Below are 23,345 nucleotides of genomic sequence, written 5' to 3' on the forward strand. Positions count from 1 at the left end.
CCGTCCCATATCCCAGCAACGAGGCATTCTTTCATGGCGAAGATCAAGGTGGCGAACCCGGTCGTCGAACTCGACGGCGACGAGATGACCCGCATCATCTGGCAGTTCATCAAGGACAAGCTGATCCACCCTTATCTCGACCTGAAGCTCGAATATTACGACCTCGGCATCGAGCACCGCGACGCCACCAACGACCAGGTGACGATCGATTCGGCCAACGCCATCAAGAAATACGGCGTCGGCGTCAAATGCGCGACCATCACCCCCGACGAGCAGCGCGTCGAAGAATTCAAGCTGAAGAAGATGTGGAAGTCGCCGAATGGCACGATCCGCAACATCCTTGGGGGCACCATCTTCCGCGAGCCGATCATCATGAAGAACGTGCCACGCCTGGTGCCCGGCTGGACCAAGCCGATCATCGTCGGCCGTCACGCCTTCGGCGACCAGTACCGCGCCACCGATTTCCGCTTTCCGGGCAAGGGCAAGCTGACGATCAAGTTCGTTGGCGAGGACGGCCAGGTCATCGAGCATGATGTGTACGATGCACCCGGCGCCGGTGTCGCCATGGCCATGTACAATCTCGACGAGTCGATCCGCGAATTCGCCCGCGCCTCGCTGAATTACGGCCTGCTGCGCAACTATCCGGTCTATCTGTCGACCAAGAACACCATCCTCAAGGCCTATGACGGCCGCTTCAAGGACATTTTCCAGGAAGTCTACGAGGCTGAATTCGAGGCCGAGTTCAAGGCGAAGAAGCTGTGGTACGAGCATCGCCTGATCGACGACATGGTGGCCTCCGCCCTGAAATGGTCGGGTGGCTATGTCTGGGCCTGCAAGAACTATGACGGCGACGTGCAGTCCGACACGGTGGCGCAAGGTTTTGGCTCGCTCGGCCTGATGACTTCGGTGCTGATGACGCCGGACGGCAAGACCGTCGAGGCGGAAGCAGCCCACGGCACCGTCACCCGCCACTATCGCCAGCACCAGAAGGGCGAGGAAACCTCGACCAATTCGATCGCCTCGATCTTCGCCTGGACGCGCGGCCTCGCCCACCGCGCCAAGCTCGACGACAATGCCGAATTGAAGCGGTTTGCCGACACGCTGGAGAAGGTCTGCATCCAGACGGTTGAATCCGGCTTCATGACCAAGGACCTGTCGCTCTTGATCGGTCCTGACCAGCCCTGGCTGTCGACCACCGGCTTCCTCGACAAGATCGACGAGAATTTGCAAAAGGCGATGGCCTGACATGAAAGTGCGGACCTTGGCAGACAAGGTCCGCATCTGCGCGGCAAACAACGCCGATCTCTACCAAGCGGTGTTTCGGGCTCATGGGTTGAGGGAACACCGAAACTTGTTCCTGTGGTGGAGCGATACGCCGGCTCCACCATACTATTCAAATATGACAACGCTGGATCCTGATGCGATCGAGCTTCAGCTCGAAGCAGTCAAGCACTTGAGTTCGTTGCTTCGCGGTCCCTTTGCGGTCAAGGACGGATTTTGTCGTCTCGACCTGGCCGACATGGGGTTCAAGGTCCTTTTCGACGCAAGCTGGATATGGACCGATCCGGACAGCGCGATCGGAAGGACCGGCGGCGGCTGGCCTGCCGGATGGCGGCGCATCTGTGATCCCGACGCGCTCCATGCCTGGGAAGATGCATGGGCGTCAGACAACCCAACCGACCGACGGGTGTTCCCGCCGGCGATACTCGATAACCCAAACGTTGCATTGCTAGGGCGTGCCACCACCGCTGGCTTTGACGCCGGCTGCATCGTGAACCGCTCGTCGGAGGCGATGGGCCTATCGAATGTCTTTGCAAAAGGTGACGACGCAGAACCCGTCTATCAAGATGCAGCGAATGCCGCCCTTGCCTACGCCAACGGTCTTCCGCTCGTGGGATATGAGCGCGGTGCTGCTTTGCGGGCGGCGCGTACAGCCGGCTTCGAATCGGTCGGGAACTTGCGTATTTGGCTTCAGCTCGGCGAGGAAACAACTTGAACAGGCCAACTCTCTACGGCGCAGACTACAGCGTTTACGTGCGCATCGCGCGGCTGGCTCTGGAGGAAAAAGGCGTTGAGTACGAACTCGTGCCGCTCGATATCTTCGCCGCCGAAGGCATTCCGGCCTGGTATCTGGAGCATCACCCGTTCGGCCGCATTCCGGCCTTCGAGCATGACGGGTTCCGGCTCTTCGAGACGAACGCGATTGCCCGCTATATCGACGAAGCCTTCCACGGCCCGGCGTTGCAGCCCGCCGATGCGCGCGGCCGAGCCAGGATGGGCCAGATGACAGGCATGCTCGACGCCTATGGCTACCGCGCCATGGTCTGGGACGTTGCCGTCGAGCGGCTTGAAAAGGCCGAGCCGGATGAGGCCCTGATCGCCGGCGGCCTGAGCCAGGCCGAAACGGTGCTGCGGGTGCTAACCTCGCTCAAGGTTCCCGGTCCGTGGCTGCTCGGCGATCAACTGACGCTGGCCGACCTGCATGCGGCACCGATCATCGGCTATTTCCTAAAAGTCGCTGAGGGCAAGAAGCGCCTGGCCCAATTTGCCGAGATCCACGCCTGGTGGGGCCGCATCGCGGCCCGTCCGAGCTTTGCCAAGACCGAAAAGGCAGATTGAGCAGCCCCGCAGACGAGCCAAGGCGAAGGGCAAAAACCCTATCTCCGGCCTGGTGACCATCAGCCAGAGAATGGCAAGGACGGCGGCGAAAGCCGGAAGGCCGCACACAAACCAGATGCGAAACAGACGCTTTTCCTCAGGAGGCAGCGGCGCGTTTTCGATGGCCGCCTGCCGCACCAGGCCGCGGATGCGAATCTGAATCCAGACCACCGGCAGCCAGAACAGGCCGGTCACGACATAGAGCAGCAGGGACAGCACGATCCAGCCTTCGGACAGCGGCCAGCCTATGGCCCGCGCCAGCAGCAGGCCGGTGATCGGCTGCACGATGACGGCGGTCGCCGTAAAAATGGTGTCGGCGATGACGACCGTTCCCGCGACATGAGCGACGATATCAGCGCGGCCAGTGCGTTGCGCCATGAGCATGAAGAAGGCGATGCCGGCGCCAGTGCCCAACAGAACCGTGGCGCCGACGATATGCAGCCAGCGCAAAGTGTCGGCCCAGATGCTCATCGCTCGTCCAAAATCGCCAGGGCCACCAGGACAAGGCAAAGCGCGGGTACCGCCTTGACCATTGCCCCCAGGGGATCGACCCACAGATCGGGCGCAAGCGCGGTAGCCGCGCCGAGATAGGCCAAGGTGATGGCAATCATTCCCGTCAGCGCGAGGCGCACGTGGGGCCGCACCAGAACAGCGGCTCCGACAACGATGTCCGCAATGCTTCCAGCAAGAACCAGTCCGAGCGCGTGGGCGGGCGACAGGCCATGAGAGACCAGAATGTCGGCTGCCGCATCCTGTCGAGCCAGGCCGACGATGCCGGAAATCAGCCAGAACAGCGAGAGCACGCCAAACACGACCGGCTTCAGCAGCCAGAGGCGGGAGAACCATCGCTCCTGGACATGGGCGGGCATGGCGGCCAGCGTCTCTTCCAGAGGCTGAAGCGGGTGGCCGCTTACATCGTTCCAGGGTCCGGCATTGCCGGTCACGCCACGCGCCAGCGCGGCAAGGGCTGCGCTGCGCAAAGGCGATCGCCAGCCAAGCAGGCCAAGGCCGTCGGCCATGACGGCGGCAAGCCGGCCGACAATGGCCGGCATCGGCACGATCCGGGCCTGCGGCAGGCCAAGCCATGCCCGAAAGGCTGAGAGAACATCAGCGAGCGGTCGGGCCTCGGTTTCAACGAGATCGATCGCAAGGCGCGGCGGCAGAGATCCGGCAACCGCGCGCAAGACCGCCTCGGCAACGTCCGTTACCGCCACCGTCTGGATCGGCTGCCGCGCCATGACGGCGGGGACAAAAACGGGAAAGGCCGCAAGGGCGCGCAAAAGTGCGGTCCCGCCATAAGCGGCCGGCGCGATCACCAGGCCCGGTCGCAGAATCGTCCACCCCAGCGACGAGCTGGTCACGACCTTGTCGCCTTGCGCCTTGGTGCTGAAGAAGGGATTTGGTGAGCTGAGATCGGCGCCGATCGCCGAAATCTGCACAAAGCGGTGCACACCGGCCTGCTCGCAGGCCGCGACCAGCGCTGCCACCGAGCCGCGATGAATGGCGTCGAGGCTGTCACGCGGGCCGTCCTGCAGCGCGCCTGCCGCATTGACGACCGCGTCCATGCCCGCAACCACCGGCAGCCAGTCTTCAGCGGCGAGCAGTTTCGACATGTCTGCCGCAATCCAGCGAACCGCCGGCCGGCGTCGCTGCGCATCCCTGACATCGCGACCGAGACCGGCCACATGATGACCGTCGCGAAGCAAACGTCCGACGATGGCGTCCCCGATCAAACCATAGCCACCGAGGACAAGAACATTCATGTCGTGGCTTTCAGGCGGCTTCGAGTGCCGCCTTGACCGCCGCAATCGCATCGTTGGCCTTCGACGCATCCGGTCCGCCGGCCTGCGCCATATCGGGCCGGCCGCCACCGCCCTGCCCGCCGAGTGCTGCGGAGGCCACGCGCACCAGATCGACGGCGCTGAAGCGGCTTAACAGATCGTCGGTGACGGCGACGACGACGCTCGCCTTGTTGTCCTCGCCAGCGCCGACGAAGACGACGACACCGGACCCCAGCGAGGTCTTGCCGGCGTCGGCCAGCGGCTTCAGATCCTTCGGCGAGACGCCTGAGACCGCCTTGCCGAGGAAGCCGACACCCGCGACCGTCTCGTTCTCAGAGGGCGCACCGGCCGCGGCACCGCCGCCCAGCGCCAGCTTCTTGCGGGCTTCCGTCAGTTCCTTCTCAAGCTTCTTGCGTTCGTCGAGCAAAGCCTCGACACGCGCCGGCACGTCGGCCGGCGAAATCTTCAGCACGGCTGCCGCTGCCTTCAGGCGCCTGTCCTGCTCGTCGAGATGCTTGCGCGCGGCTTCGCCGGTCAGCGCCTCGATGCGGCGCACGCCGGCGGCGACCGCGCTGTCGGAGACAACGCGGACCAGACCGATATCGCCGGTCGCCCTGACATGGGTGCCACCGCAAAGCTCGACCGAATAGGGTCCATTGGCCTTGGCACCATGCAAGCCGGTGCCCATCGACACGACGCGCACCTCGTCGCCATATTTCTCGCCGAACAGCGCCATGGCGCCCTCGGCGATGGCATCGTCGACCGACATCAGGCGCGTGGTCACCGGGCTGTTCTGCACGACGATCTCGTTGGCCATGCGCTCGACCTCTTCGAGCTCCTCGGCCGAGATCGGCTTGTTGTGCGAGATGTCGAAGCGCAGCCGCTCCGGTGCGACCAGCGAGCCCTTCTGCGCGACATGGGTGCCCAGCACTTCGCGCAGCGCCTCGTGGATCAGATGCGTCGCGGAGTGGTTGGCGCGCAGCCTGGTGCGGCGCGCATGGTTGACCTTGAGCTCGACGGCAGCGCCCGTCTTGACGGTGCCGCTCGCCACCTTGCCCAGATGCACGAACAGCCCATCGGCTTTCTTCTGCGTGTCGGAGACCTCGATCGAAAACCCTTCGCCAGAGATCACACCGGTGTCGCCCATCTGGCCGCCGGACTCGCCATAGAACGGCGTCTGGTTGACGACCACGGCTACGGCGTCGCCCTTGCCGGCACTGTCGACGGTCTTGCCGTCCTTGACCAGCGCCTGGATGAGGCCTTCCGCAGCTTCAGTCTCGTAGCCAAGGAATTCGGTGGCGCCGGCCTTTTCACGCACGGAGAACCAGACAGTCTCGGTGGCGGCCTCGCCTGACCCCGCCCAGTGCTTGCGAGCCTCGGCCTTCTGCTGCTCCATCGCATTGGTGAAGCCGGCAAGATCGACCGAGATGCTGCGCTGGCGCAGCGCGTCTTGCGTCAGGTCGAGCGGGAAACCGTAGGTGTCGTAGAGCTTGAAGGCCGTCTCCCCGTCCAGCATGTCGCCGGCATGCAGCGTCTCCGTCGCCTCCGAGAGCAGGCCGAGGCCGCGCACCAGCGTCTTGCGGAAGCGTGTCTCCTCGAGCTTCAGCGTCTCTGTGATCAACTGTTCGCCGCGCAGCAGTTCGGGATAGGCCTGGCCCATCTCGCGCACCAGCGCCGGCACCAGCTTCCACATCAGCGGCTCGTTCGCACCGAGCAACTGCGCGTGGCGCATGGCGCGGCGCATGATGCGGCGCAGCACATAGCCGCGGCCTTCGTTCGACGGCAGCACGCCGTCGGCAACCAGGAAGGAGGAAGAGCGCAAATGATCGGCAATGACGCGGTAGGATGCCACCGTTTCCGCATCGGGAGCACGCCCGAGCGCGGAGGACGCCGCATCTATCAAATGCCGGAACAGGTCGGTCTCGAAAACGCTTTCCACGCCTTGCAGGATGGAGGCCATGCGCTCCAGGCCCATGCCGGTGTCGATGGACGGACGCGGCAGGTCGACGCGCTCCTCCTTCGTCACCTGTTCATATTGCATGAACACCAGGTTCCAGAATTCGAGGAAGCGATCGCCGTCTTCCTCGGGACTGCCGGGAGGACCACCCCAGATGTGCTCGCCACGATCGATGAAGATTTCCGAGCACGGCCCGCAAGGACCGGTGTCGCCCATCGCCCAGAAATTGTCCGAGGTCGGGATGCGGATGATGCGATCGTCCGAGAAGCCGGCGATCTTCTTCCAGAAGCCGGCCGCCTCGTCGTCCGTATGGTAGACGGTGACCAGCAGCTTGTCCTTGTTCAGCCCGAACTCCTTGGTGATCAGGTTCCAGGCAAGCTCGATGGCACGCTCCTTGAAATAGTCGCCAAAGGAGAAATTGCCGAGCATCTCGAAAAAGGTCAGATGGCGTGCGGTGTAACCGACATTGTCGAGGTCGTTGTGCTTGCCGCCGGCGCGGACACTCTTCTGGGCGGTGGTGGCACGCGAATAGGACCGCTTCTCCAAACCGGTGAAGACGTTCTTGAACTGCACCATGCCGGCATTGGTGAACATCAATGTCGGATCGTTGCGCGGCACGAGCGGGCTCGAGGCCACGACCTCGTGGCCCTCCTTGCGGAAATAGTCGAGAAAGGTCGACCGGATCTCGTTCACGCCACTCATGACTGCTGCCTTTTCGCGAAAACCGCCGGCGCGGCCGGCGGAAACTGGTCTCTGCTTTGCAGAAATAGATTTGGCCTTTTAGCGGGCACGCCCCAGCCTGTCCAGAAACACGGAATTGGGCCAACTGAGGAGCTTGCCGTCCCCCAAAAACGAAAACCGCCGGCGCGAAGGCCGGCGGTTTTGAACGCAATACTACAGAACTCAGTTACTTAAGCCTCAGATCATAGACAGGGATTATGGCCGAACTCCGGCAATGGCCCTACATCGCGCCGGCTTCGTCCTCAAAACCGTCGTCGCCATTGCCCTCAGAGCCACCATTCTCGAGGAACTTTTCGGCGATCAGCCCGGCATTCTGCCTGAGCGCCAGTTCGATCTCGCGTGCGGTATCGGGATTGTCGCGCAGGAACAGTTTTGCATTTTCGCGGCCCTGGCCAAGACGCTGCGAATTGTAGGAGAACCAGGCGCCCGACTTCTCGACCACGCCGGCCTTGACGCCGAGATCGACCAGTTCGCCGGTCTTGGACACGCCCTCGCCATACATGATGTCGAACTCGACCACCTTGAAGGGCGGCGCCAACTTGTTCTTGACCACCTTGACGCGGGTCTGGTTGCCGACGACCTCGTCACGGTCCTTGACCGAGCCGATGCGGCGGATGTCGAGGCGAACCGACGCGTAGAATTTCAGCGCATTGCCGCCGGTGGTGGTTTCGGGCGAGCCGAACATGACGCCGATCTTCATGCGGATCTGGTTGATGAAGATGACCATGGTGTTGGAACGCGAGATCGAGGCGGTCAGCTTGCGCAGCGCCTGGCTCATCAAGCGGGCCTGCAGGCCCGGCAGCGAATCGCCCATCTCGCCTTCGATTTCGGCACGCGGCGTCAGCGCCGCCACCGAATCGACCACCAGAACGTCGATGGCGCCGGAACGCACCAGCGTGTCGCAGATTTCCAGCGCCTGCTCGCCAGTGTCGGGCTGCGAGATCAGCAGGTTTTCAAGGTCGACGCCAAGCTTGCGGGCATAGACCGGATCGAGCGCATGTTCGGCGTCGACGAAGGCGCAGATGCCGCCCTTCTTCTGGGCTTCGGCCACGGTGTGCAGCGCCAGCGTCGTCTTGCCCGAGCTTTCCGGCCCGTAGATTTCGATGATGCGGCCGCGCGGCAGGCCACCGACGCCAAGCGCGATGTCGAGGCCGAGCGAGCCGGTCGGCACCGTTTCGATCTCGACGACCTGCTCGTTGGCGCCGAGCCGCATGATCGAGCCCTTGCCGAAAGCCCGCTCGATTTGCGACAGCGCCGCATCCAGAGCCTTTGATTTGTCCACTGCCTTATCCTCTACAAGCCGCAAAGAATTCTGAGCCATGATACATCACCCCTTGGTCGTCAATGAAGGCCGGACAATCCGTAATCCCTGCCATTTTGTACCTTTTTTGTTCTCGTTTGGCAAGAGGGAACAAATATCTGAAAAACAAATGATATCCGGATTTGTTCTTTTTTCGTACCAAGAGGTCGAACAGCAATACACCGCGCATTAGGCCAGACGGCTTCCTTGTTTCGATCTGCCGAATCGCTGCCTTGCATGCGAAGCTCCGTCGCACAGCCTAGCGCTTGTGCGACTGGAATAACAAAGGTCATATCGCCGGCATGGTGAAATCCAAGAAAATACTGGCCGTGGGCGGCGCCCATATCGACCGGCGTGGCCAGGTGTCCGGCGCTTACGTGCCGGCTGCGTCCAATCCCGGCACGATGCGCGAGGATGTCGGCGGCGGCGTCTTCAACGCGCTGCGCAGCACGGTGCGGCGCGGCGCCTCCGCTTCACTGCTTTCGATGCGGGGCGGCGATGCGGCGGGCGATACGGTTTCACGCGCCATAGCGGAAGCAGGCATCGCTGATCTGTCGGCGGTGTTCCTCGACCGCACGACGCCGAGCTATACCGCGTTGATCGACCGCGAGGGTGAACTGATCGTCGGCTTTGCCGATATGGCGCTATACGATCTGGCGTTCCCCAAGCAGATGAGGCGCTCCAAGGTCCGCGAGGCGATCGCTGCCGCCGATGCCATACTGTGTGATGCCAATCTGCCTTCGGCGGCACTGGAGCGGCTGGTTTCGCTAGCCGCCGGCAAACCCGTATTCGCCATTGCCATTTCGCCGGCCAAGGTAATCCGGCTGATACCGGTGCTCGGCGCGTTGGCTCAGCTGTTCATGAACCGGCGAGAAGCCATGGCGCTGGCCGGCGTCCATGCGGATGCCGCCGAGCGAGATCTCATCGACGGATTGCGATGCAGCGGCCTGACCAGCGGCATCGTGACGGCAGGCAGCGCACCGGTGCTGGGTTTCGACGAAGCAGGCGCCTTCTCGATCCTGCCGCCGCCGCCGAGAAGAGTTGCCGATGTCACTGGTGCCGGCGACGCACTGGCGGGTGCAACGATGGCGGCCTTGCTGCGCGGCATCCCTTTGCGCCAGGCCTTGCGCGACGGCGTCGCGGCAGCGACGCTGGCGATCGAAAGCGCCGACGCCGTTCCCGATTTCACCGCCGCAAGCTTCGCTGAAGCGCTGGCCCTTGTGCCGGAGGCGCAGGAAGTGGCATGAGACCGGCAAATTCATAGTGCCTGAGTGAAGCTGCGTATCCAGACGGATGCGCCGCACTCCGGTTGGAGATTGAGATGAGCCCAGAGACCGCCCGCCCCTTCATCGATATCCACGCACCGGTGGCGCAGGCCCTGGCGGCTGGCCGGCCGGTGGTGGCGCTGGAAAGCACCATCATCACCCATGGCATGCCCTACCCCGACAATGGCGCGATGGCGGCCGATGTCGAGAAGATCATCAGCGACGGCGGCGCCGTACCGGCGACGATCGCGGTGGTTGGCGGCCGCATTAAGATCGGCCTGTCCGACGGCGAGCGCGAATCGCTGGCCATGACCGGTGACGCCATGAAGCTGTCGCGCGCCGATCTCGGCTTTGCCGTCGCGCAAGGCCGCACCGGCGGCACGACAGTCGCCGCCACGATGATTGCGGCGCACATGGTCGGGATAAAGGTGTTCGCCACCGGTGGCATTGGCGGCGTTCACAAGGGCGCGGAAAAGAGTTTTGATATCTCGGCCGACCTCGACGAACTGGCGCGCACACCGGTCATCGTCGTCTCGGCCGGCGCCAAGGCCATCCTTGATATCGAAAAGACGCTCGAAGTGCTGGAGACCCGCGGCGTGCCGGTGATTGGCCATGGCTGCGAGACGATGCCGGCCTTCTGGTCGCGGCAGTCGCCGTTCCGCGCGCCGCTGACCTTGCACACGCCGGAAGAGATCGCGCATTTCTTCCGGACTCGGGCTGCGCTAGGCCTGGGTGGCGGCATGCTGATCGCCAACCCGGTGCCCGAGAACCACGAAATCCCGGCAGAAGAGATGGCCGGTTATATCGAGGCGGCGCAAAAGGCCGCCGAGGCCCTCAACGTGACCGGCAAGGCGGTGACGCCGTTCCTGCTGGGAAAGATACTGGAACTCACCGGCGGCCGGAGCCTGAAGACCAACATCGCGCTGGTCGAGAACAATGCGCGGCTCGCGGCGGAGATCGCCAAGGCGTTGTAGGGGCAAAGCCCCCTCACCCGGATTGCCAAAACCGAATTGCAAAGAGCAATTCGGGGCAATCCGACCTCTCCCCGAGAGGAGAGGAGGGAGCCGGCGTCGATGCCAGCCTCTTCTCCCCCACGGGTAGAAGGTGGCCGCGAAGCGGCTGGATGAGGGGGCGGCCTCGCGCTTACGGTAATCTACTTCCCAGCCCTTCGCCCCGCCTCATAGGCGCGGCGTGCCCAGACCGTCATCTCGTCGGAATCGTCAAAAGCGCTATCAGGAATGCTCCAATAGGGCATGGCGACCAGCTTGCCATGCCGCGTACTGGTATAGGTCCATTGCTTGCAGCCGGCGGCGTCGAAATCGGGCGCGCTTCGCTCGTCGGCCTTTAGCAGCAATTCGCCGCGCAGCACGATGGCGACGATGACGCCGTCGAAATAGATGCCCTTGCCGCCGAACAGCCTGCGGATGCTGACCGGGCCTAGCCCGGCGAACAGTTCGGCGATGCGCTCATTGTCCATGCCGCGACCATGTCACCGGCATTTGACATTGTCATCGCGCAACCAACATCATGCTGACAGGTTGAGACCAATCCGTCGGAGTTTTGTCATGCCGCTTCTGTTCACGGGATCCTGCCGCTGCAACGCAGTGCGTTTCGAGGTGGAAAGCCACACGCCGGTGCCGTTCATGCTGTGCTACTGCTCGATCTGCCGCAAACAACAGGGCGGCGGCGGCTTCGCCATCAATCTCGGCGCCGTCTACGAGACGCTGAACGTCACTGGCAAGAGAAGCCTTGGCGTCTACCGCGCCGAGATCGAGGACGACGAGCATCCCCATTGCAAAGTCTCGACCGGCGATCGCAATTTCTGCCGCAAATGCGGATCGGCGCTCTGGCTCTACGACCCGACCTGGCCGGAGTTGGTGCATCCCTTCGCCTCGGCGATGGACAGCGACCTGCCGAAACCACCTGAAAAGGTGCATCTGATGCTGAAATACAAGGCGAACTGGGTCGAGCCCGCTATCGGCAAGGGCGACAAGGTGTTCGATGTCTATCCGGAAGAATCGATCGCAGACTGGCACAAGCGGATGGGCATGTGGGTGGAGTAGCGTTCTTCGCCCCGTTTACGGGGCGAATGAAGATCAGGCCGAGGCGCGTGCCTCTGCCAGCGCCTTGAGATCGGCCGGCTTCAGTTCGACGGATTCGCCGCAGCCACAGGCGGAACTCTGGTTCGGGTTGTGGAAGGTGAAGCCGGTGCGCAGCGTCGTCTGCTCGAAATCCATCTCGGTACCGAACAGGAAAAGCGCGGCCTCGGGCGCGACATAGACATGGGCGCCGTCGCGCTCGATATGATCGTCCTTGGTGTTGGGCTCGGTCACCAGATCGACCGTATATTCCATGCCGGCGCAGCCGCCCTTCTTGATGCCGAGGCGGATGCCATGCGCGTTGTCGCGGGTAGCCACGATCTCGCGCACCCGGTCGGCGGCCTTTTCGGTCATCGTGATGACGGCGAAGCGTCCCATTCTCTTTCCTTCTCCATTCCATGCAGGTTCAAGGCCTGCCGAATGATTCCTCACCTAAAATGGTGAAGTTTTACCCCTGGCGCAAGTGCGCCAGCCTCTGCCTGCCTAAAGCGTGACCCGCTTTAGGCTTTTGCTTTATGCATGTCGTTGTCCCAAAACCGAGGTCACCTTTGGGCGACATGCACTAGTACCAGCCCACCGCGACCTGCGCCTCTTCCGACATGCGGTCTGCGGACCAGGGCGGGTCGAAGGTCATGTTGACCTCGACGCCGGAGACGCCTTCGACGGCACCAACTGCATTCTCCACCCAGCCGGGCATTTCGCCGGCCACCGGGCAGCCAGGGGCTGTCAGCGTCATGTCGATCTTGACCGAGCGGTTGTCCTCGATGTCGATCTTGTAGATGAGGCCGAGTTCGTAGATGTCGGCCGGGATTTCCGGGTCATAGACCGTCTTCAGCGCCGAGACGATGTCGTCGGTCAGCCGTGCCAGTTCGTCGGCGGGAATGGCCGAAGCGGAAACCAGCGGATTGATAGCCGTTTCCGGCAAGGTCTCGGTGGTGTGGCTAGCGTCATCCATGATCGTCACCCGAAGAATTTGCGCGCTTTCTCAAGCGCCTCGGCCAAAGCGTCGACTTCGGCCCTGGTATTATACATGCCAAACGATGCCCTGCATGTGGAAGTTACGCCAAAGCGTTTCAACAGCGGCTGGGCACAATGGGTGCCCGCGCGCACGGCAACGCCCTGCCTGTCTATCACCATCGACACGTCATGAGCATGAATGCCTTGCAGTTCGAAGGAGATGATGGCGCCCTTGCCCGGCGCGTCACCGAAGATGCGTAGCGAATTGATGGCGCGCAGCCGCTCATGCGCGTAAGTCTTGAGATCTTCCTCATGCGCGGCGATGCGCTCGCGGCCGATCTTTTCCATGTAGTCGAGGGCAGCACCCAGCCCGATCGCCTGGACGATCGGCGGCGTGCCAGCCTCGAAGCGATGCGGCGGCTCGTTGTAGGTGACGATATCTTCCGTCACCTCCTCGATCATCTCGCCACCGCCCATGAAGGGCCGCATGCCGGCGAGAATGTCCTTCTTGCCGTAGAGCACGCCGATGCCCGACGGGCCGTAGACCTTGTGGCCGGTGAAGACAAAGAAGTCGCAGTCGAGATCCTGCACGTCGATCGGCATGTGCACGGCGCTCTGGCTGCCGTCGACGAGCACAGGAATGCCGCGCGAATGGGCGATGCGCACGATTTCCTTGATCGGCGTCACCGTGCCCAGGGCATTCGACATCTGGGTGATGGCAACGAGCTTGGTGCGGTCGGTCAGTCGCTTCTCGAATTCCTCAATGTGGAAGACGCCGAGATCGTCGACCGGCACCCAGACCAGCTTGGCGCCCTGGCGCTCGCGAATGAAATGCCAGGGCACGATGTTGGAGTGGTGCTCCATGATCGACAGCACGATCTCATCGCCCTCGCCGATATTGGGCATGCCATAGCCATAGGCAACCGTATTGATCGCCGCCGTCGTGTTCGAGGTGAAGACGATGTTGTCGGTGCTCGGCGCATTGAGGAAGCGGCGCACCGTCTCACGTGCCTTTTCATAGGCATCGGTCGCGGCATTGGACAGGAAATGCAGCCCACGATGAACGTTGGCGTATTCCTGGCTGTAGGCGTGCTGGATGGTGTCGAGCACCACCTGCGGCTTCTGTGCCGAGGCGCCATTGTCGAGATAGACCAGTGGCTTGCCGTAGACTTCGCGCGACAGGATCGGGAAGTCGCGACGGATCGCCTCGACGTCGTAGAAATCTCCAATCTTGCCTGGAGCGTTCATCATTTCACCCGTGCGTCACAAACCAGTCGCCGAGCTTCGCTTCCAGCGCCTCGACTATGACTTCGTCGTCCAGTTCCTCGATCACCTCGGCAACGAACGCCTTGACCAGGAGGCCGCGGGCGCTCTTCTCGTCGACGCCGCGCGCCATCAGGTAGAACAGATGGCCGTGGTCGATCTCGGTGACCGTCGCGCCATGGCCGCAGATGACGTCATCGGCGAAGATTTCAAGCTCCGGCTTGGTCGAGAACTCGCCATCGTCCGACAAAAGCAGCGTGTTGCAGGCCATCTTGGCGTTGGTCTTCTGGGCGTACTGATGGACGTTGATCCGGCCCTGGAAGACGCCGCGCGCCTTGCCCGTCACCACATTGCGGATGACCTCCGTCGACGTCGTATGCGGCACGGCGTGGTCGAGCACCATGGTCACGTCGGTGTGGGTGTCGCCGGCTAGCAGGTTGATGCCGCGCAGCTTGAAATCGGCGCCCTCGCCTGTCGTCCTGATCATGATCTCCTGGCGCACCAGCCTGCCGCCGGCGTTCATGACGAACAGCGTCAGCTTCGCGTTCTTGCCGATATGGGCCTTGAACTGCGCCAGATGCGTCGCCGTCTCCGGCTGCTCCTGGACGATCAGCCACGTCACCTCGGCACCCTCGCCGAGCACGAGCTGGCTGACGGAACTGACCAGAGCGGCGCCATCTCCTGCCTGACGCTCGACGATGACCGCCTTGGCGCCCGCGCCGACGCGCACCGGCAGGCGCACATGGGTCTGGCCGCCGGCCTGCAAATTCTGCAGTTCGATCGGCTTTTCGAGTTCAGCGCCATCGGCGATGTCGACAAAATAGCCGTCGGCAACGAAGGCAGTGTTCAGCGCACCGATGGCATCGTCGCTGCCATAGGGATCGAGGCCTGGCGCGATGCTGCCATCAATCAGCTTTTCCGACAGGCGCTGGACGGTAACGCCTTCGATATCAGGCGTCTTCGCGTCGGACTTGCCGTTGAGGATCGCCAACACCGCGGAGCCTTCGACAATCGGCGCAACCGCTTTTGCCGCCGCGGCCGGGTCGAAGTCCGGCACCGTGTTCAACAGCCGGCGCAGGTCCGTATAGTGCCAGGATTCGATGCGCCGCGTCGGCAGGCCGTGCTTGATCGCCTCGATGGCGTCGTCGCGCTTCAGCATCACCGCGCCGTCACCCGGCAGCAGCGACAGCCGGTCGCCGAACGCGTCGATCAGCGCCGTTTCGGCCGGTGTCCGCTGCGGTTGTGTGTGCATATTCATCAGCTTCGCCTCTGGCATCTCACGCGGCTTCGCCGATCACGCCGGCATAGCCGTTGGCTTCGAGGTCGAGCGCCAGCGATTTGTCGCCGGACTTGATGACCTGGCCCTTGTAGAGCACGTGCACGCTATCGGGCACGATGTGTTCGAGCAGGCGCTGGTAGTGGGTGATGACCAGGAACGCCCGGTCGGGCGCGCGCAAAGCGTTGACGCCGTCGGAGACGATCTTCAGCGCATCGATGTCGAGGCCGGAATCGGTCTCATCGAGCACGCACAGCTTCGGCTCCAGGAGCTTCATCTGCAGGATCTCGGCGCGCTTCTTCTCGCCGCCGGAGAAACCGACATTGAGCGGCCGCTTCAGCATCGCCATGTCCATGCTGAGCGAGGCTGCGGCTTCTTTCACCCGCTTCAGGAATTCCGGGATTTTCAACGGCTCCTCGCCGCGCGCCTTGCGCTGCTCGTTCATCGCCACCTTCAGGAATTCCATGGTCGCGACGCCCGGTATCTCCATCGGATACTGGAAGGCGAGGAAGATGCCCGACGTAGCGCGCTCGGCCGGATCCATTTCGAGGATCGACTGGCCGTTGTATAGGATGTCGCCCTCGGTCACCTCATAGTCCTCACGGCCGGCGAGGATGTAGGACAGCGTCGATTTGCCCGAGCCGTTCGGGCCCATGATCGCGGCGACCTCGCCGGCTTTCACCGTCAGGTTCAGGCCGCGGATGATTTCGGTGCCGTCATCGACGATGCGGGCGTGCAGGTTCTTGATCTCAAGCATTGTTCTTTTCTCTGAAATAGTCGTCGTAAGTGATCGAATAGTCGGTGTGGCTGCGCTGCAGCGCCTTGAACCACCAGAAGGACAAGCCGAAGCCGATGGCGAAGACGGCAATGCCGACGTAGAGGTTGACGAAGGCTGCCAAGAGGACGCCGGCGAACGCCGAGACGACAGTCGCGCCGGCGTATTTCGCCATGGCTATGTTGCCCTCACGGCGTACAGCCCACAGCCACCGCCAGCGGACAGCAAACCAGATGTCCTCCTTCGGCCGCTGCGTCGCCATGGTCACTAGCCCACCGAGCCTTCCAGCGAGATGCCAATCAGCTTCTGCGCCTCGACGGCAAACTCCATCGGTAGCTGCTGGATGACATCCTTGACGAAGCCGTTGACGATCAGCGCGATCGCTTCCTCTTCGGGAATGCCGCGCTGCATGACGTAGAATTTCTGGTCCTCGGAAATCTTGGACGTTGTCGCTTCATGCTCGAACTGCGCCGTCGAATTCTTGGCTTCCATGTAAGGCACCGTGTGCGCGCCGCACTGGTCGCCGATCAAAAGCGAGTCACAGTTGGTGAAGTTGCGGGCGTTGGTCGCCTTGCGGTGCGCCGAGACCTGGCCGCGATAGGTGTTCTGCGAAAAGCCGGCGGCGATGCCCTTGGAGATGATGCGGCTCGACGTGTTCTTGCCGAGATGGATCATCTTGGTGCCGCTGTCGACCTGCTGATAACCGTTCGATACGGCGATCGAATAGAACTCGCCCTGGGAATCGTCACCGCGCAGGATGCAGCTCGGGTACTTCCAGGTGATGGCCGAGCCGGTTTCGACCTGCGTCCACGAGATCTTCGAACGGTCGCCACGGCAGTCGCCGCGCTTGGTGACGAAATTGTAGATGCCGCCCTTGCCCTCGGCGTCGCCGGGGTACCAGTTCTGCACCGTCGAATATTTGATCTCGGCATCGTCGAGCGCCACCAGTTCCACGACCGCCGCATGCAGCTGGTTCTCGTCGCGCTGCGGCGCCGTGCATCCTTCGAGATAGGAAACGTAAGCCCCCTCCTCGGCGATGATCAGCGTACGCTCGAACTGGCCGGTGTTCTTCTCGTTCATGCGGAAATAAGTCGACAACTCCATCGGGCAGCGGACGCCCTTGGGCACGAAGACGAAGGAGCCGTCGGTGAAGACGGCCGAATTCAGCGTCGCGTAGTAATTGTCGGAGGTCGGCACCACGGAGCCGAGATACTTTTTCACCAGCTCCGGATGCTCGCGGATGGCTTCCGAGATCGAGCAGAAGATGACGCCCGCCTGCGCCAGCTCCTTCTTGAAGGTGGTGACGACGGAGACGGAATCGAACACCGCATCGACGGCGACACGGCCCGACTTGTAGACGTTGTCACTGGGCTCTTCGAGATCGGAGGCATCCGTCTTCTGCACGCCGGCGAGGATTTCCTGTTCCCGCAGCGGAATGCCGAGCTTCTCGTAGACCTTCAAGAGTTCGGGATCCACGTCGCTGAGCGACGACGGGCCGGGCGTGCTCTTGGGCGCCGCGTAGAAGTAGATATCCTGGAAATCGATCTTCGGATAATGAACGCGCGCCCAGGTCGGCTCTTCCAGCGTCAGCCAGCGCCGATAGGCTTCCAGGCGCCATTCCAGCATCCAGGACGGTTCGTCCTTCTTGGCCGAAATGAAACGGATGATGTCTTCGCTCAGGCCCTTCGGGGCCTTGTCGACAGCGATTTCGGTCTGGAAGCCGTATTTGTATTGGTCGACGTCGATCTTTCGGACCCGATCGATCGTGTCCTGCACAGCAGGCATATGCGTTCTCCATCCACGCCGGGGTCAAGGCCCGACAGTTTTCAAACTATGGCACCACCGAAATAAATGCCTTTGCGGCGCTCGCGGCAGCGTAAGTTCCATATAGTGCATCTCGACCGGAAATTCACCGGCCAGCATGAAACGCACGGCTCTACCAGGCCGAAAGGCCCAAAATCGTCAACCGCTACGCGGCTTCTTCTCTACCCGCCTTTTCCCTGGCGGCTTGCCGTGCGGCAATGCCCGCCAGCGCCGTGCGGAACAACTCGATGTCCTCGGCACCCGTCGCCGAACCGATCGACACGCGCAAGGCGCCGAGACTGTCGCCGTAGCCCATGGCCTTCAGCACATGGCTCGGTCCGACCTTGCCAGACGAACAGGCGGAGCCGGCCGAAAGCGCCACGCCGGCTAGATCAAAGGCAATCTGCGCGGTTTCGGCTTTGACGCCCGCAATAGCGAAGAATGTCGTGTTGGCAAGCCTTGGCGCGCCGGTTCCAAAGATTTCCGCCTCCGGCACCAGCATTTTCACGATGGCCTCGATCGCGTCGCGGCGCTCGCGCACCGCATCGATCGCCGGCAGTTCCGCCAGCGCCTCGCGTGCGGCGGCGCCGAAACCGGCAATGGCGGCGAGATTTTCCGTGCCACCGCGATGGCCCTTTTCCTGGCCGCCGCCATTGATCAGAGGCTTCGGCATCATCAGGTCGGGCGCGGCGACGATGGCGCCGACACCCTTGGGGCCACCGATCTTGTGCGAAGACAGAATCAAATAGTCGGCGTAACCCGCTGACATATCGATCGAAATGCGGCCCCCGGCCTGAACCGCGTCGACGACAAGAATGCCGCCCGCGGCCTTGACGATCTCGGCGATCCGATCGATCGGCTGGATGACGCCGGTCTCGTTGTTGGCGGCATGGATCGCCACCAGCGGCAGGCCATCGGCCTTGTCGTGACCGGCAAGCGCCGCCGCCAGAGCAGCAAGGTCGGCAATGCCATTGGCATCGACACCGATGCGCGTCACCTGCGCTGCCGGAAAGCGTCCGCCATTCAGCAGGCAGGGATGATCGGCCGCGCAGACGTAAAGCCGGCTCATGCGCACACCGCCGCGCCCCATCTGCCAGTCGGGTGAAAGCAGCGTCGACGCAGCCTCGGTCGCACCGGAGGTGAACACGACATGATCGGGCCTGGCATTCACCAGCGCCGCAACCTCGCGCCTTGCCGTCTCGATCAGGCGCCGCGCGGCGCGGCCTTCGGCATGGACCGACGACGGGTTGGCGGCCACATCAAGCGCCGCGACCATAGCCTCGCGTGCCGCTGGGAGCAGCGGCGCACTGGCATTATAGTCGAGATAGGCGCGTTTTGCGGCCATTTTCGTCCAGTTGATCCCGTCAGACGCCATTCGGTTGTCGTATGGCGTTATTTCCTTGAAATTCCAAGGCGAGCCGTCCTATTTACGCGGCTTGCGGCGCGGGTGGCCGGGCTCGACGTCAGGCCACTCAGTTTTGAATAGTTCTAAACTAGCTTCTAAGAAGACGCTCGCCCTGCGTCAAGGCCAGAGGACGACACGTTCCGGGCGCCGCGCATTCGTATAGTAAGTGGAGTATTTCATGCCTGAGGTCATTTTCACCGGTCCGGCCGGTCGCCTGGAGGGACGGTACCAGCCTTCCAAGGAAAAGAGCGCGCCGATTGCCATCGTGTTGCATCCGCATCCGCAATTCGGCGGCACGATGAACAACAAGATCGTCTACGACCTCTTCTATATGTTCCAGAAGCGCGATTTCACCACGCTGCGCTTCAATTTCCGCGGCATCGGCCGCAGCCAGGGCGAATTCGACCACGGCACCGGCGAATTGTCGGATGCGGCGGCCGCCCTCGACTGGGTGCAGTCGCTGCATCCGGATTCCAAGAGCTGCTGGGTCGCCGGTTACTCCTTTGGCTCGTGGATCGGCATGCAGCTTTTGATGCGCCGGCCCGAGATCGAAGGCTTCATCTCGATCGCGCCGCAGCCCAACACCTATGATTTCTCGTTCCTGGCGCCCTGCCCGTCATCAGGCCTGATCATCCATGGCGATGCCGACAAGGTGGCGCCGCCGAAGGATGTGCAAGGCCTGGTCGACAAGCTGCACACGCAGAAGGGCATCACCATCACGCAGAAGACCTTGCCCGGCGCCAACCACTTTTTCGCCAACGACGCCGATCTGCTGATCGAGGAGTGCTCCGACTATCTCGATCGCCGGCTGGCGGGCGAATTGTCCGATCCGCGGCCGAAGCGGTTGAGATAAGCAGGGAAAGGCGCCAGCGCCGATGTACGAGCCTCCCCATTTCCAGGAAACGCGGCCGGATGTCCTGCACGGACTGATCCGGTCGCATCCGCTCGGCATGCTGATCTCGAACGGCCCCGACGGGCCGGAAGCCAACGCCATCCCGTTCCTGCTCGACGCCCAGGCGTCGCCGAACGGCAGGCTGCGCGCGCACATGGCCAAGGCCAACCCGCAATGGAAGCTTATTGCGGAAAACCCGTCATCGCCCGTGCTTGTCGTCTTCCAGGGCGCCGACGCCTATGTGACGCCCTCCTGGTACGAGACCAAGCGTGAGACCGGCAAAGTGGTGCCGACCTGGAACTATGCCATCGTGCAGGTGCGCGGCACGGCAAAAGTGATCGACGACCAGGATTGGCTGGCGCAGCAGATCGCCGACCTGACCCTATCGCAGGAGGGCCCCCGCGAGGCCCCCTGGGCGGTGACCGACGCGCCGCCACCCTTCATCCAGTCACAGATCAAGGGCATCATCGGACTGGAGATTGAAATCAGCGAGATCCACGGCAAGTGGAAGGTCAGCCAGAACCGTCCCGTCGCCGATCGCGTTGGCGTCGCGCAAGGTCTTGAAAGCGAGACTGCCAATTCATCCGACATGGTCCGCCTGGTGCGGTCCTATGGTGGCCTGGACAGCAATTAATCAGGCTCGACCTATCTTTCCGGAGCAATCAGCCGGAACGATGCCTTGCGGACCGGCAAGCCTGACGGCGTCGGACGGAAGATGAAGCCGAGCCGGGCAAAGACCTGTCCGCAGGCGAGCGCGAAGGCGCAGCCGAGGCCGAAGCCGGCGACGGTGTCGCTCGGATAGTGCGCGCCGACGAAAACCCTGGTCGAGGCGAAATAGGCGGTGATCACCAAGGCGATATACCAACGCCTCGGGAACAAAAGCAGGAGAACGCCGAAGATCGCCCCCATCGTCGTGGCATGGCCTGAGGGAAAACCGGCGAAGCGCGCGTCAAAGGCGAAGGGATGCAGGGCGAGCACGCCAAAATCCTGGAAGTAGAGCGGGCGGGCCCGGCCGATCGCATATTTCAGGACATTGACCAGCAAGCCTGACAGGCCGACGGCGCTCAGCACCAGAAAAGCCAGGCAAGTCCAGTTGTAGACCAGCATCAGCGATCGCCGTGAAAGGCTTCGCCAATCGGTCAGATTGGCCACGACGAGCCAAAGCGCTGATGGGATCAGGTACCAGCCACCGAGAGCGAACTGGGTCAGGAATTCAGCGAATCTGGCCCCCGACCATTGGCCATGCAGCACGCCTGCCGGCGTATCCAGGCGGACGAACGCCGCCGCCGTCAACAACACCCAGACCAGCCCCCAAACCGGCCATGCGATGTTGGGGTAACGCGCCGGACGAACGGCAAAGCGCCGCCGTACGATCTGCAACGTCTCGCGAAAATTGTCGAAGGAACGGCGCCCAACCGCAAGCAGCGTGGCGAAAACGGAAGGGCGCGGTTTCACGAGCATTGGGAATTCGACCCCATTGTTGCCGTCATGTGCATCGGCGAGCCGTCATGGGGCTACACGATAGAGGCCGAGCGACAGTTTGTCTCCCGACGAATAGTTGAGGCCGTCGATCTCGGCGACACGGTTCGCCGACTTGCCGCGCACCGACAGCATGCCATTCATTTTCTGTTCATCCTCGATCGGCGCCAGCCCCAACGCGCAAACTGGATCGGCAAGCAGATGTTCCGCCACGCCGCCGACATCGGTCAGAACCGTCTTGGTGCCGACCAGGAATACCAGGCTCGGTTCCTGATACCGCGCCGAGGCCAGCACCGTCGTGTCGCAAGGCTTGTTGGCAAGCACTGCCTGCTTGATCGCCGGGCTCAGCCAGATCGGCTTCAGCGACGGGGCGATGACGCCAAACAGCAAGGCATAGGTGATGCCGGCACAGGCAGCGGTGGCGCCGATGCGGGGCAGCGGCACCTGCAAGTGCCGGGAAAAAGCGAAATAGCCGGTGCCGAGCGCGGCGGCAGCCGCCGGAATGCTCCACCAGGAGAAGGTGTGTGTGATGTAGATCGGCGCCCCGATACAGACCGCCGCGAGGCCGAGGCTGACCACGGCCAGACCGAAGGCAGTCGACCACCACAACCAGGTTTGCCAGCGCTTGAGCGGTGCATTGGCATCCTCCGTCTGCAACGTCAGCAGCCAGCCGATCAGCAGCGCCATACCGGGATAGGCCGGCAGGACATAATGCGGCAGCTTGGTCGGGATCAGTTCGAACACCAGCCAGAACGGGATGTACCAGGCGAGGCAGAAGCGCAGCCTGACATCGTCGCGCAGGCGGTTGAGGGCCTGCAGGCCAGCGCCGACCGCGATCAGCCCGAACGGCCACATGAACAGCGAATAGGTCAGCATGTAGAAGCCGGGCGGCAGGCCGTGCGATTCCTCGCCCGACGCGACCTTGCCGAGCATGTCCTTGCCGACGGCTTGCTGCAGGAAAGCGCCATGGCTTTTCCAGGTGATAGCGGCAAGCCAGGGCAGCGCGATCACCACGACAAGCAGGAGGCCACGTCCGACTCTGAGCTTCGACAGCCAGCGCCCATCGCGCTCGAAGGCGAACAGCGCCGCGATGGTCAGCGCTGACAAAAGCGGCGCGATCGGCCCCTTGATCAGGATGGCCGCCCCTTGCGCGATCCAGAAAATCCACCAGAGATGGCCGGCGACCGCCTTGTTGCGGCGCGATGCCAGATAGATCTGCGCCAGCGCGCCTTGCGCCGCCACGCAGCAGGCCAGCAGCATCGCATCGGTCTTGGCGTCGCGGCCCTCGAAGGCCGTGGCGAAGATGGCGGCCATCACCAGGCCGGCGGCGATGCCGGCATTGGCGCCGAAAAGATTGGTCCCCGTCCAGGCGATCGCCAGCACCGCGATGGCGATGCCGAGCGCCGAAATCGTGCGGTAGACCCAGATGGGTGCTTCGGCGCCCTTGCCGCTCAGGGTCACGGCGGCGGATTGCAGCCAGTAGATACCGACCGGCTTCTGGTAGCGCGAGGCGTCCTGAAAGCGGATATCGACATAGTCGCCGCTTTCCGCCATCTGCTTGGTGGCCTGGACGAAGCGCGACTCGTCGCGGTCGATCGGCGGCAAGGATGCCAACCCCGAAAGCGTCATCACCAGGCTGAACAGGAAGAGAAGGATGTAGTTCCTGTTCAACGCCATTTTTGAACCTCTCTGAT

At 62.8% G+C, this 23,345-nt stretch carries 22 protein-coding genes and 1 pseudogene; 8 read left to right on the forward strand and 15 right to left on the reverse strand.

Translation table 11 applies throughout. The annotated features are described in order from the left end of the window. The first annotated feature begins 33 nt into the window (after positions 1–33). Genes HGP13_RS23570 through HGP13_RS23580 form a run of 3 tightly spaced genes read left to right on the forward strand, consistent with a single transcriptional unit; the run spans position 34 to position 2,619 of the window. A complete protein-coding gene (locus HGP13_RS23570) occupies positions 34–1,245 on the forward strand; it encodes an NADP-dependent isocitrate dehydrogenase (protein WP_027042427.1) in 1,212 nt (403 codons plus the stop codon). Position 1,246: 1 nt separating this feature from the next. Then, the gene (locus HGP13_RS23575; RefSeq protein ID WP_172229471.1) at positions 1,247–1,996 is read left to right on the forward strand and encodes a hypothetical protein; all 750 of its coding nucleotides are present in this window, start codon (positions 1,247–1,249) and stop codon (positions 1,994–1,996) included. After that, the gene (locus tag HGP13_RS23580; protein ID WP_172229473.1) at positions 1,993–2,619 is read left to right on the forward strand and encodes a glutathione S-transferase family protein; all 627 of its coding nucleotides are present in this window, start codon (positions 1,993–1,995) and stop codon (positions 2,617–2,619) included. The genes HGP13_RS23575 and HGP13_RS23580 overlap by 4 nt, the downstream gene beginning before the upstream one ends. A gap of 39 nt (positions 2,620–2,658) precedes the next feature. Here HGP13_RS23580 and HGP13_RS23585 read toward each other — a convergent pair. The 4 genes and pseudogenes from HGP13_RS23585 to recA all read right to left on the reverse strand — a co-directional run. Beyond that, a pseudogene (locus HGP13_RS23585) lies at positions 2,659–3,129 on the reverse strand (DUF2269 domain-containing protein); the annotation flags it as partial. After that, positions 3,126–4,421, reverse strand: a complete 1,296-nt coding sequence (locus tag HGP13_RS23590) for an SDR family oxidoreductase (protein WP_172229477.1) — start codon at positions 4,419–4,421, stop codon at positions 3,126–3,128. The pseudogene HGP13_RS23585 and the gene HGP13_RS23590, both read right to left, overlap by 4 nt. A gap of 10 nt (positions 4,422–4,431) precedes the next feature. Then, complete coding sequence (gene alaS / locus HGP13_RS23595) at positions 4,432–7,098, reverse strand: alanine--tRNA ligase (protein WP_172229479.1); 2,667 nt, start codon at positions 7,096–7,098, stop codon at positions 4,432–4,434. Positions 7,099–7,357: 259 nt separating this feature from the next. Further along, positions 7,358–8,458: a recombinase RecA gene (gene recA, locus HGP13_RS23600; RefSeq protein WP_013895892.1), complete on the reverse strand. Its 1,101-nt coding sequence runs from the start codon at positions 8,456–8,458 to the stop codon at positions 7,358–7,360. Between the two features lie 281 nt (positions 8,459–8,739). Between recA and HGP13_RS23605 the strand changes: the two genes are divergently transcribed. Together HGP13_RS23605 and HGP13_RS23610 are read left to right on the forward strand one after the other, a co-directional pair. Next, positions 8,740–9,684 (forward strand): carbohydrate kinase family protein, encoded by a 945-nt coding sequence (locus HGP13_RS23605; RefSeq protein WP_172229481.1) that lies wholly within the window; start codon positions 8,740–8,742, stop codon positions 9,682–9,684. 74 nt (positions 9,685–9,758) lie between these two features. Beyond that, positions 9,759–10,676: a pseudouridine-5'-phosphate glycosidase gene (locus HGP13_RS23610; RefSeq protein ID WP_172229483.1), complete on the forward strand. Its 918-nt coding sequence runs from the start codon at positions 9,759–9,761 to the stop codon at positions 10,674–10,676. Between the two features lie 179 nt (positions 10,677–10,855). Here the strand turns inward: HGP13_RS23610 and HGP13_RS23615 are convergent, their stop codons facing one another. After that, the gene (locus HGP13_RS23615) at positions 10,856–11,179 is read right to left on the reverse strand and encodes a TfoX/Sxy family protein (RefSeq protein WP_172229484.1); all 324 of its coding nucleotides are present in this window, start codon (positions 11,177–11,179) and stop codon (positions 10,856–10,858) included. A gap of 88 nt (positions 11,180–11,267) precedes the next feature. Here HGP13_RS23615 and HGP13_RS23620 point away from each other — a divergent pair, with 88 nt between their 5' ends. Further along, entirely contained in the window at positions 11,268–11,765 is a 498-nt protein-coding gene (locus tag HGP13_RS23620) for a GFA family protein (RefSeq protein ID WP_172229485.1), read from the forward strand. 33 nt (positions 11,766–11,798) lie between these two features. On the opposite strand, the gene sufA is transcribed toward HGP13_RS23620, so the two are convergent. The 8 genes from sufA to HGP13_RS23660 all read right to left on the reverse strand — a co-directional run bounded on the left by sufA (position 11,799) and on the right by HGP13_RS23660 (position 19,220). After that, positions 11,799–12,179 carry a Fe-S cluster assembly scaffold SufA gene (gene sufA, locus HGP13_RS23625; protein ID WP_013532156.1) on the reverse strand — a complete coding sequence of 127 codons (381 nt, stop codon included), beginning with the start codon at positions 12,177–12,179 and terminating at the stop codon, positions 11,799–11,801. 184 nt (positions 12,180–12,363) lie between these two features. Beyond that, positions 12,364–12,756, reverse strand: coding sequence for an SUF system Fe-S cluster assembly protein (locus HGP13_RS23630; RefSeq protein WP_172229486.1), 393 nt, complete (start codon positions 12,754–12,756; stop codon positions 12,364–12,366). A gap of 5 nt (positions 12,757–12,761) precedes the next feature. After that, complete coding sequence (locus tag HGP13_RS23635) at positions 12,762–14,006, reverse strand: cysteine desulfurase (RefSeq protein ID WP_172234820.1); 1,245 nt, start codon at positions 14,004–14,006, stop codon at positions 12,762–12,764. Positions 14,007–14,010: 4 nt separating this feature from the next. Then, positions 14,011–15,279: a Fe-S cluster assembly protein SufD gene (gene sufD / locus HGP13_RS23640; RefSeq protein WP_172229487.1), complete on the reverse strand. Its 1,269-nt coding sequence runs from the start codon at positions 15,277–15,279 to the stop codon at positions 14,011–14,013. Positions 15,280–15,298: 19 nt separating this feature from the next. After that, positions 15,299–16,054 carry a Fe-S cluster assembly ATPase SufC gene (sufC, locus tag HGP13_RS23645; RefSeq protein WP_015318168.1) on the reverse strand — a complete coding sequence of 252 codons (756 nt, stop codon included), beginning with the start codon at positions 16,052–16,054 and terminating at the stop codon, positions 15,299–15,301. Next, on the reverse strand, positions 16,047–16,334 hold the full coding sequence (locus HGP13_RS23650) for a hypothetical protein (protein ID WP_172229488.1): 288 nt from the start codon (positions 16,332–16,334) through the stop codon (positions 16,047–16,049). The genes sufC and HGP13_RS23650 overlap by 8 nt, the downstream gene beginning before the upstream one ends. A gap of 5 nt (positions 16,335–16,339) precedes the next feature. Continuing rightward, positions 16,340–17,857: a Fe-S cluster assembly protein SufB gene (gene sufB, locus HGP13_RS23655; RefSeq protein WP_172229489.1), complete on the reverse strand. Its 1,518-nt coding sequence runs from the start codon at positions 17,855–17,857 to the stop codon at positions 16,340–16,342. Positions 17,858–18,041: 184 nt separating this feature from the next. Then, complete coding sequence (locus tag HGP13_RS23660; protein WP_172234821.1) at positions 18,042–19,220, reverse strand: cysteine desulfurase family protein; 1,179 nt, start codon at positions 19,218–19,220, stop codon at positions 18,042–18,044. 238 nt (positions 19,221–19,458) lie between these two features. Between HGP13_RS23660 and HGP13_RS23665 the strand changes: the two genes are divergently transcribed. Next, positions 19,459–20,133 (forward strand): alpha/beta hydrolase, encoded by a 675-nt coding sequence (locus HGP13_RS23665; RefSeq protein WP_013895905.1) that lies wholly within the window; start codon positions 19,459–19,461, stop codon positions 20,131–20,133. 22 nt (positions 20,134–20,155) lie between these two features. After that, complete coding sequence (locus tag HGP13_RS23670) at positions 20,156–20,806, forward strand: FMN-binding negative transcriptional regulator (RefSeq protein ID WP_172229490.1); 651 nt, start codon at positions 20,156–20,158, stop codon at positions 20,804–20,806. A gap of 11 nt (positions 20,807–20,817) precedes the next feature. Here HGP13_RS23670 and HGP13_RS23675 read toward each other — a convergent pair whose 3' ends face one another. Both HGP13_RS23675 and HGP13_RS23680 read right to left on the reverse strand, forming a co-directional pair. After that, complete coding sequence (locus HGP13_RS23675) at positions 20,818–21,633, reverse strand: phosphatase PAP2 family protein (RefSeq protein WP_172229492.1); 816 nt, start codon at positions 21,631–21,633, stop codon at positions 20,818–20,820. Between the two features lie 45 nt (positions 21,634–21,678). Then, complete coding sequence (locus HGP13_RS23680) at positions 21,679–23,328, reverse strand: glycosyltransferase family 39 protein (protein ID WP_172229494.1); 1,650 nt, start codon at positions 23,326–23,328, stop codon at positions 21,679–21,681. Between the last annotated feature and the right edge of the window lie 17 nt (positions 23,329–23,345).

Origin of the sequence: Mesorhizobium sp. NZP2077 (assembly GCF_013170805.1) — a bacterium.
Lineage (GTDB): Bacteria > Pseudomonadota > Alphaproteobacteria > Rhizobiales > Rhizobiaceae > Mesorhizobium.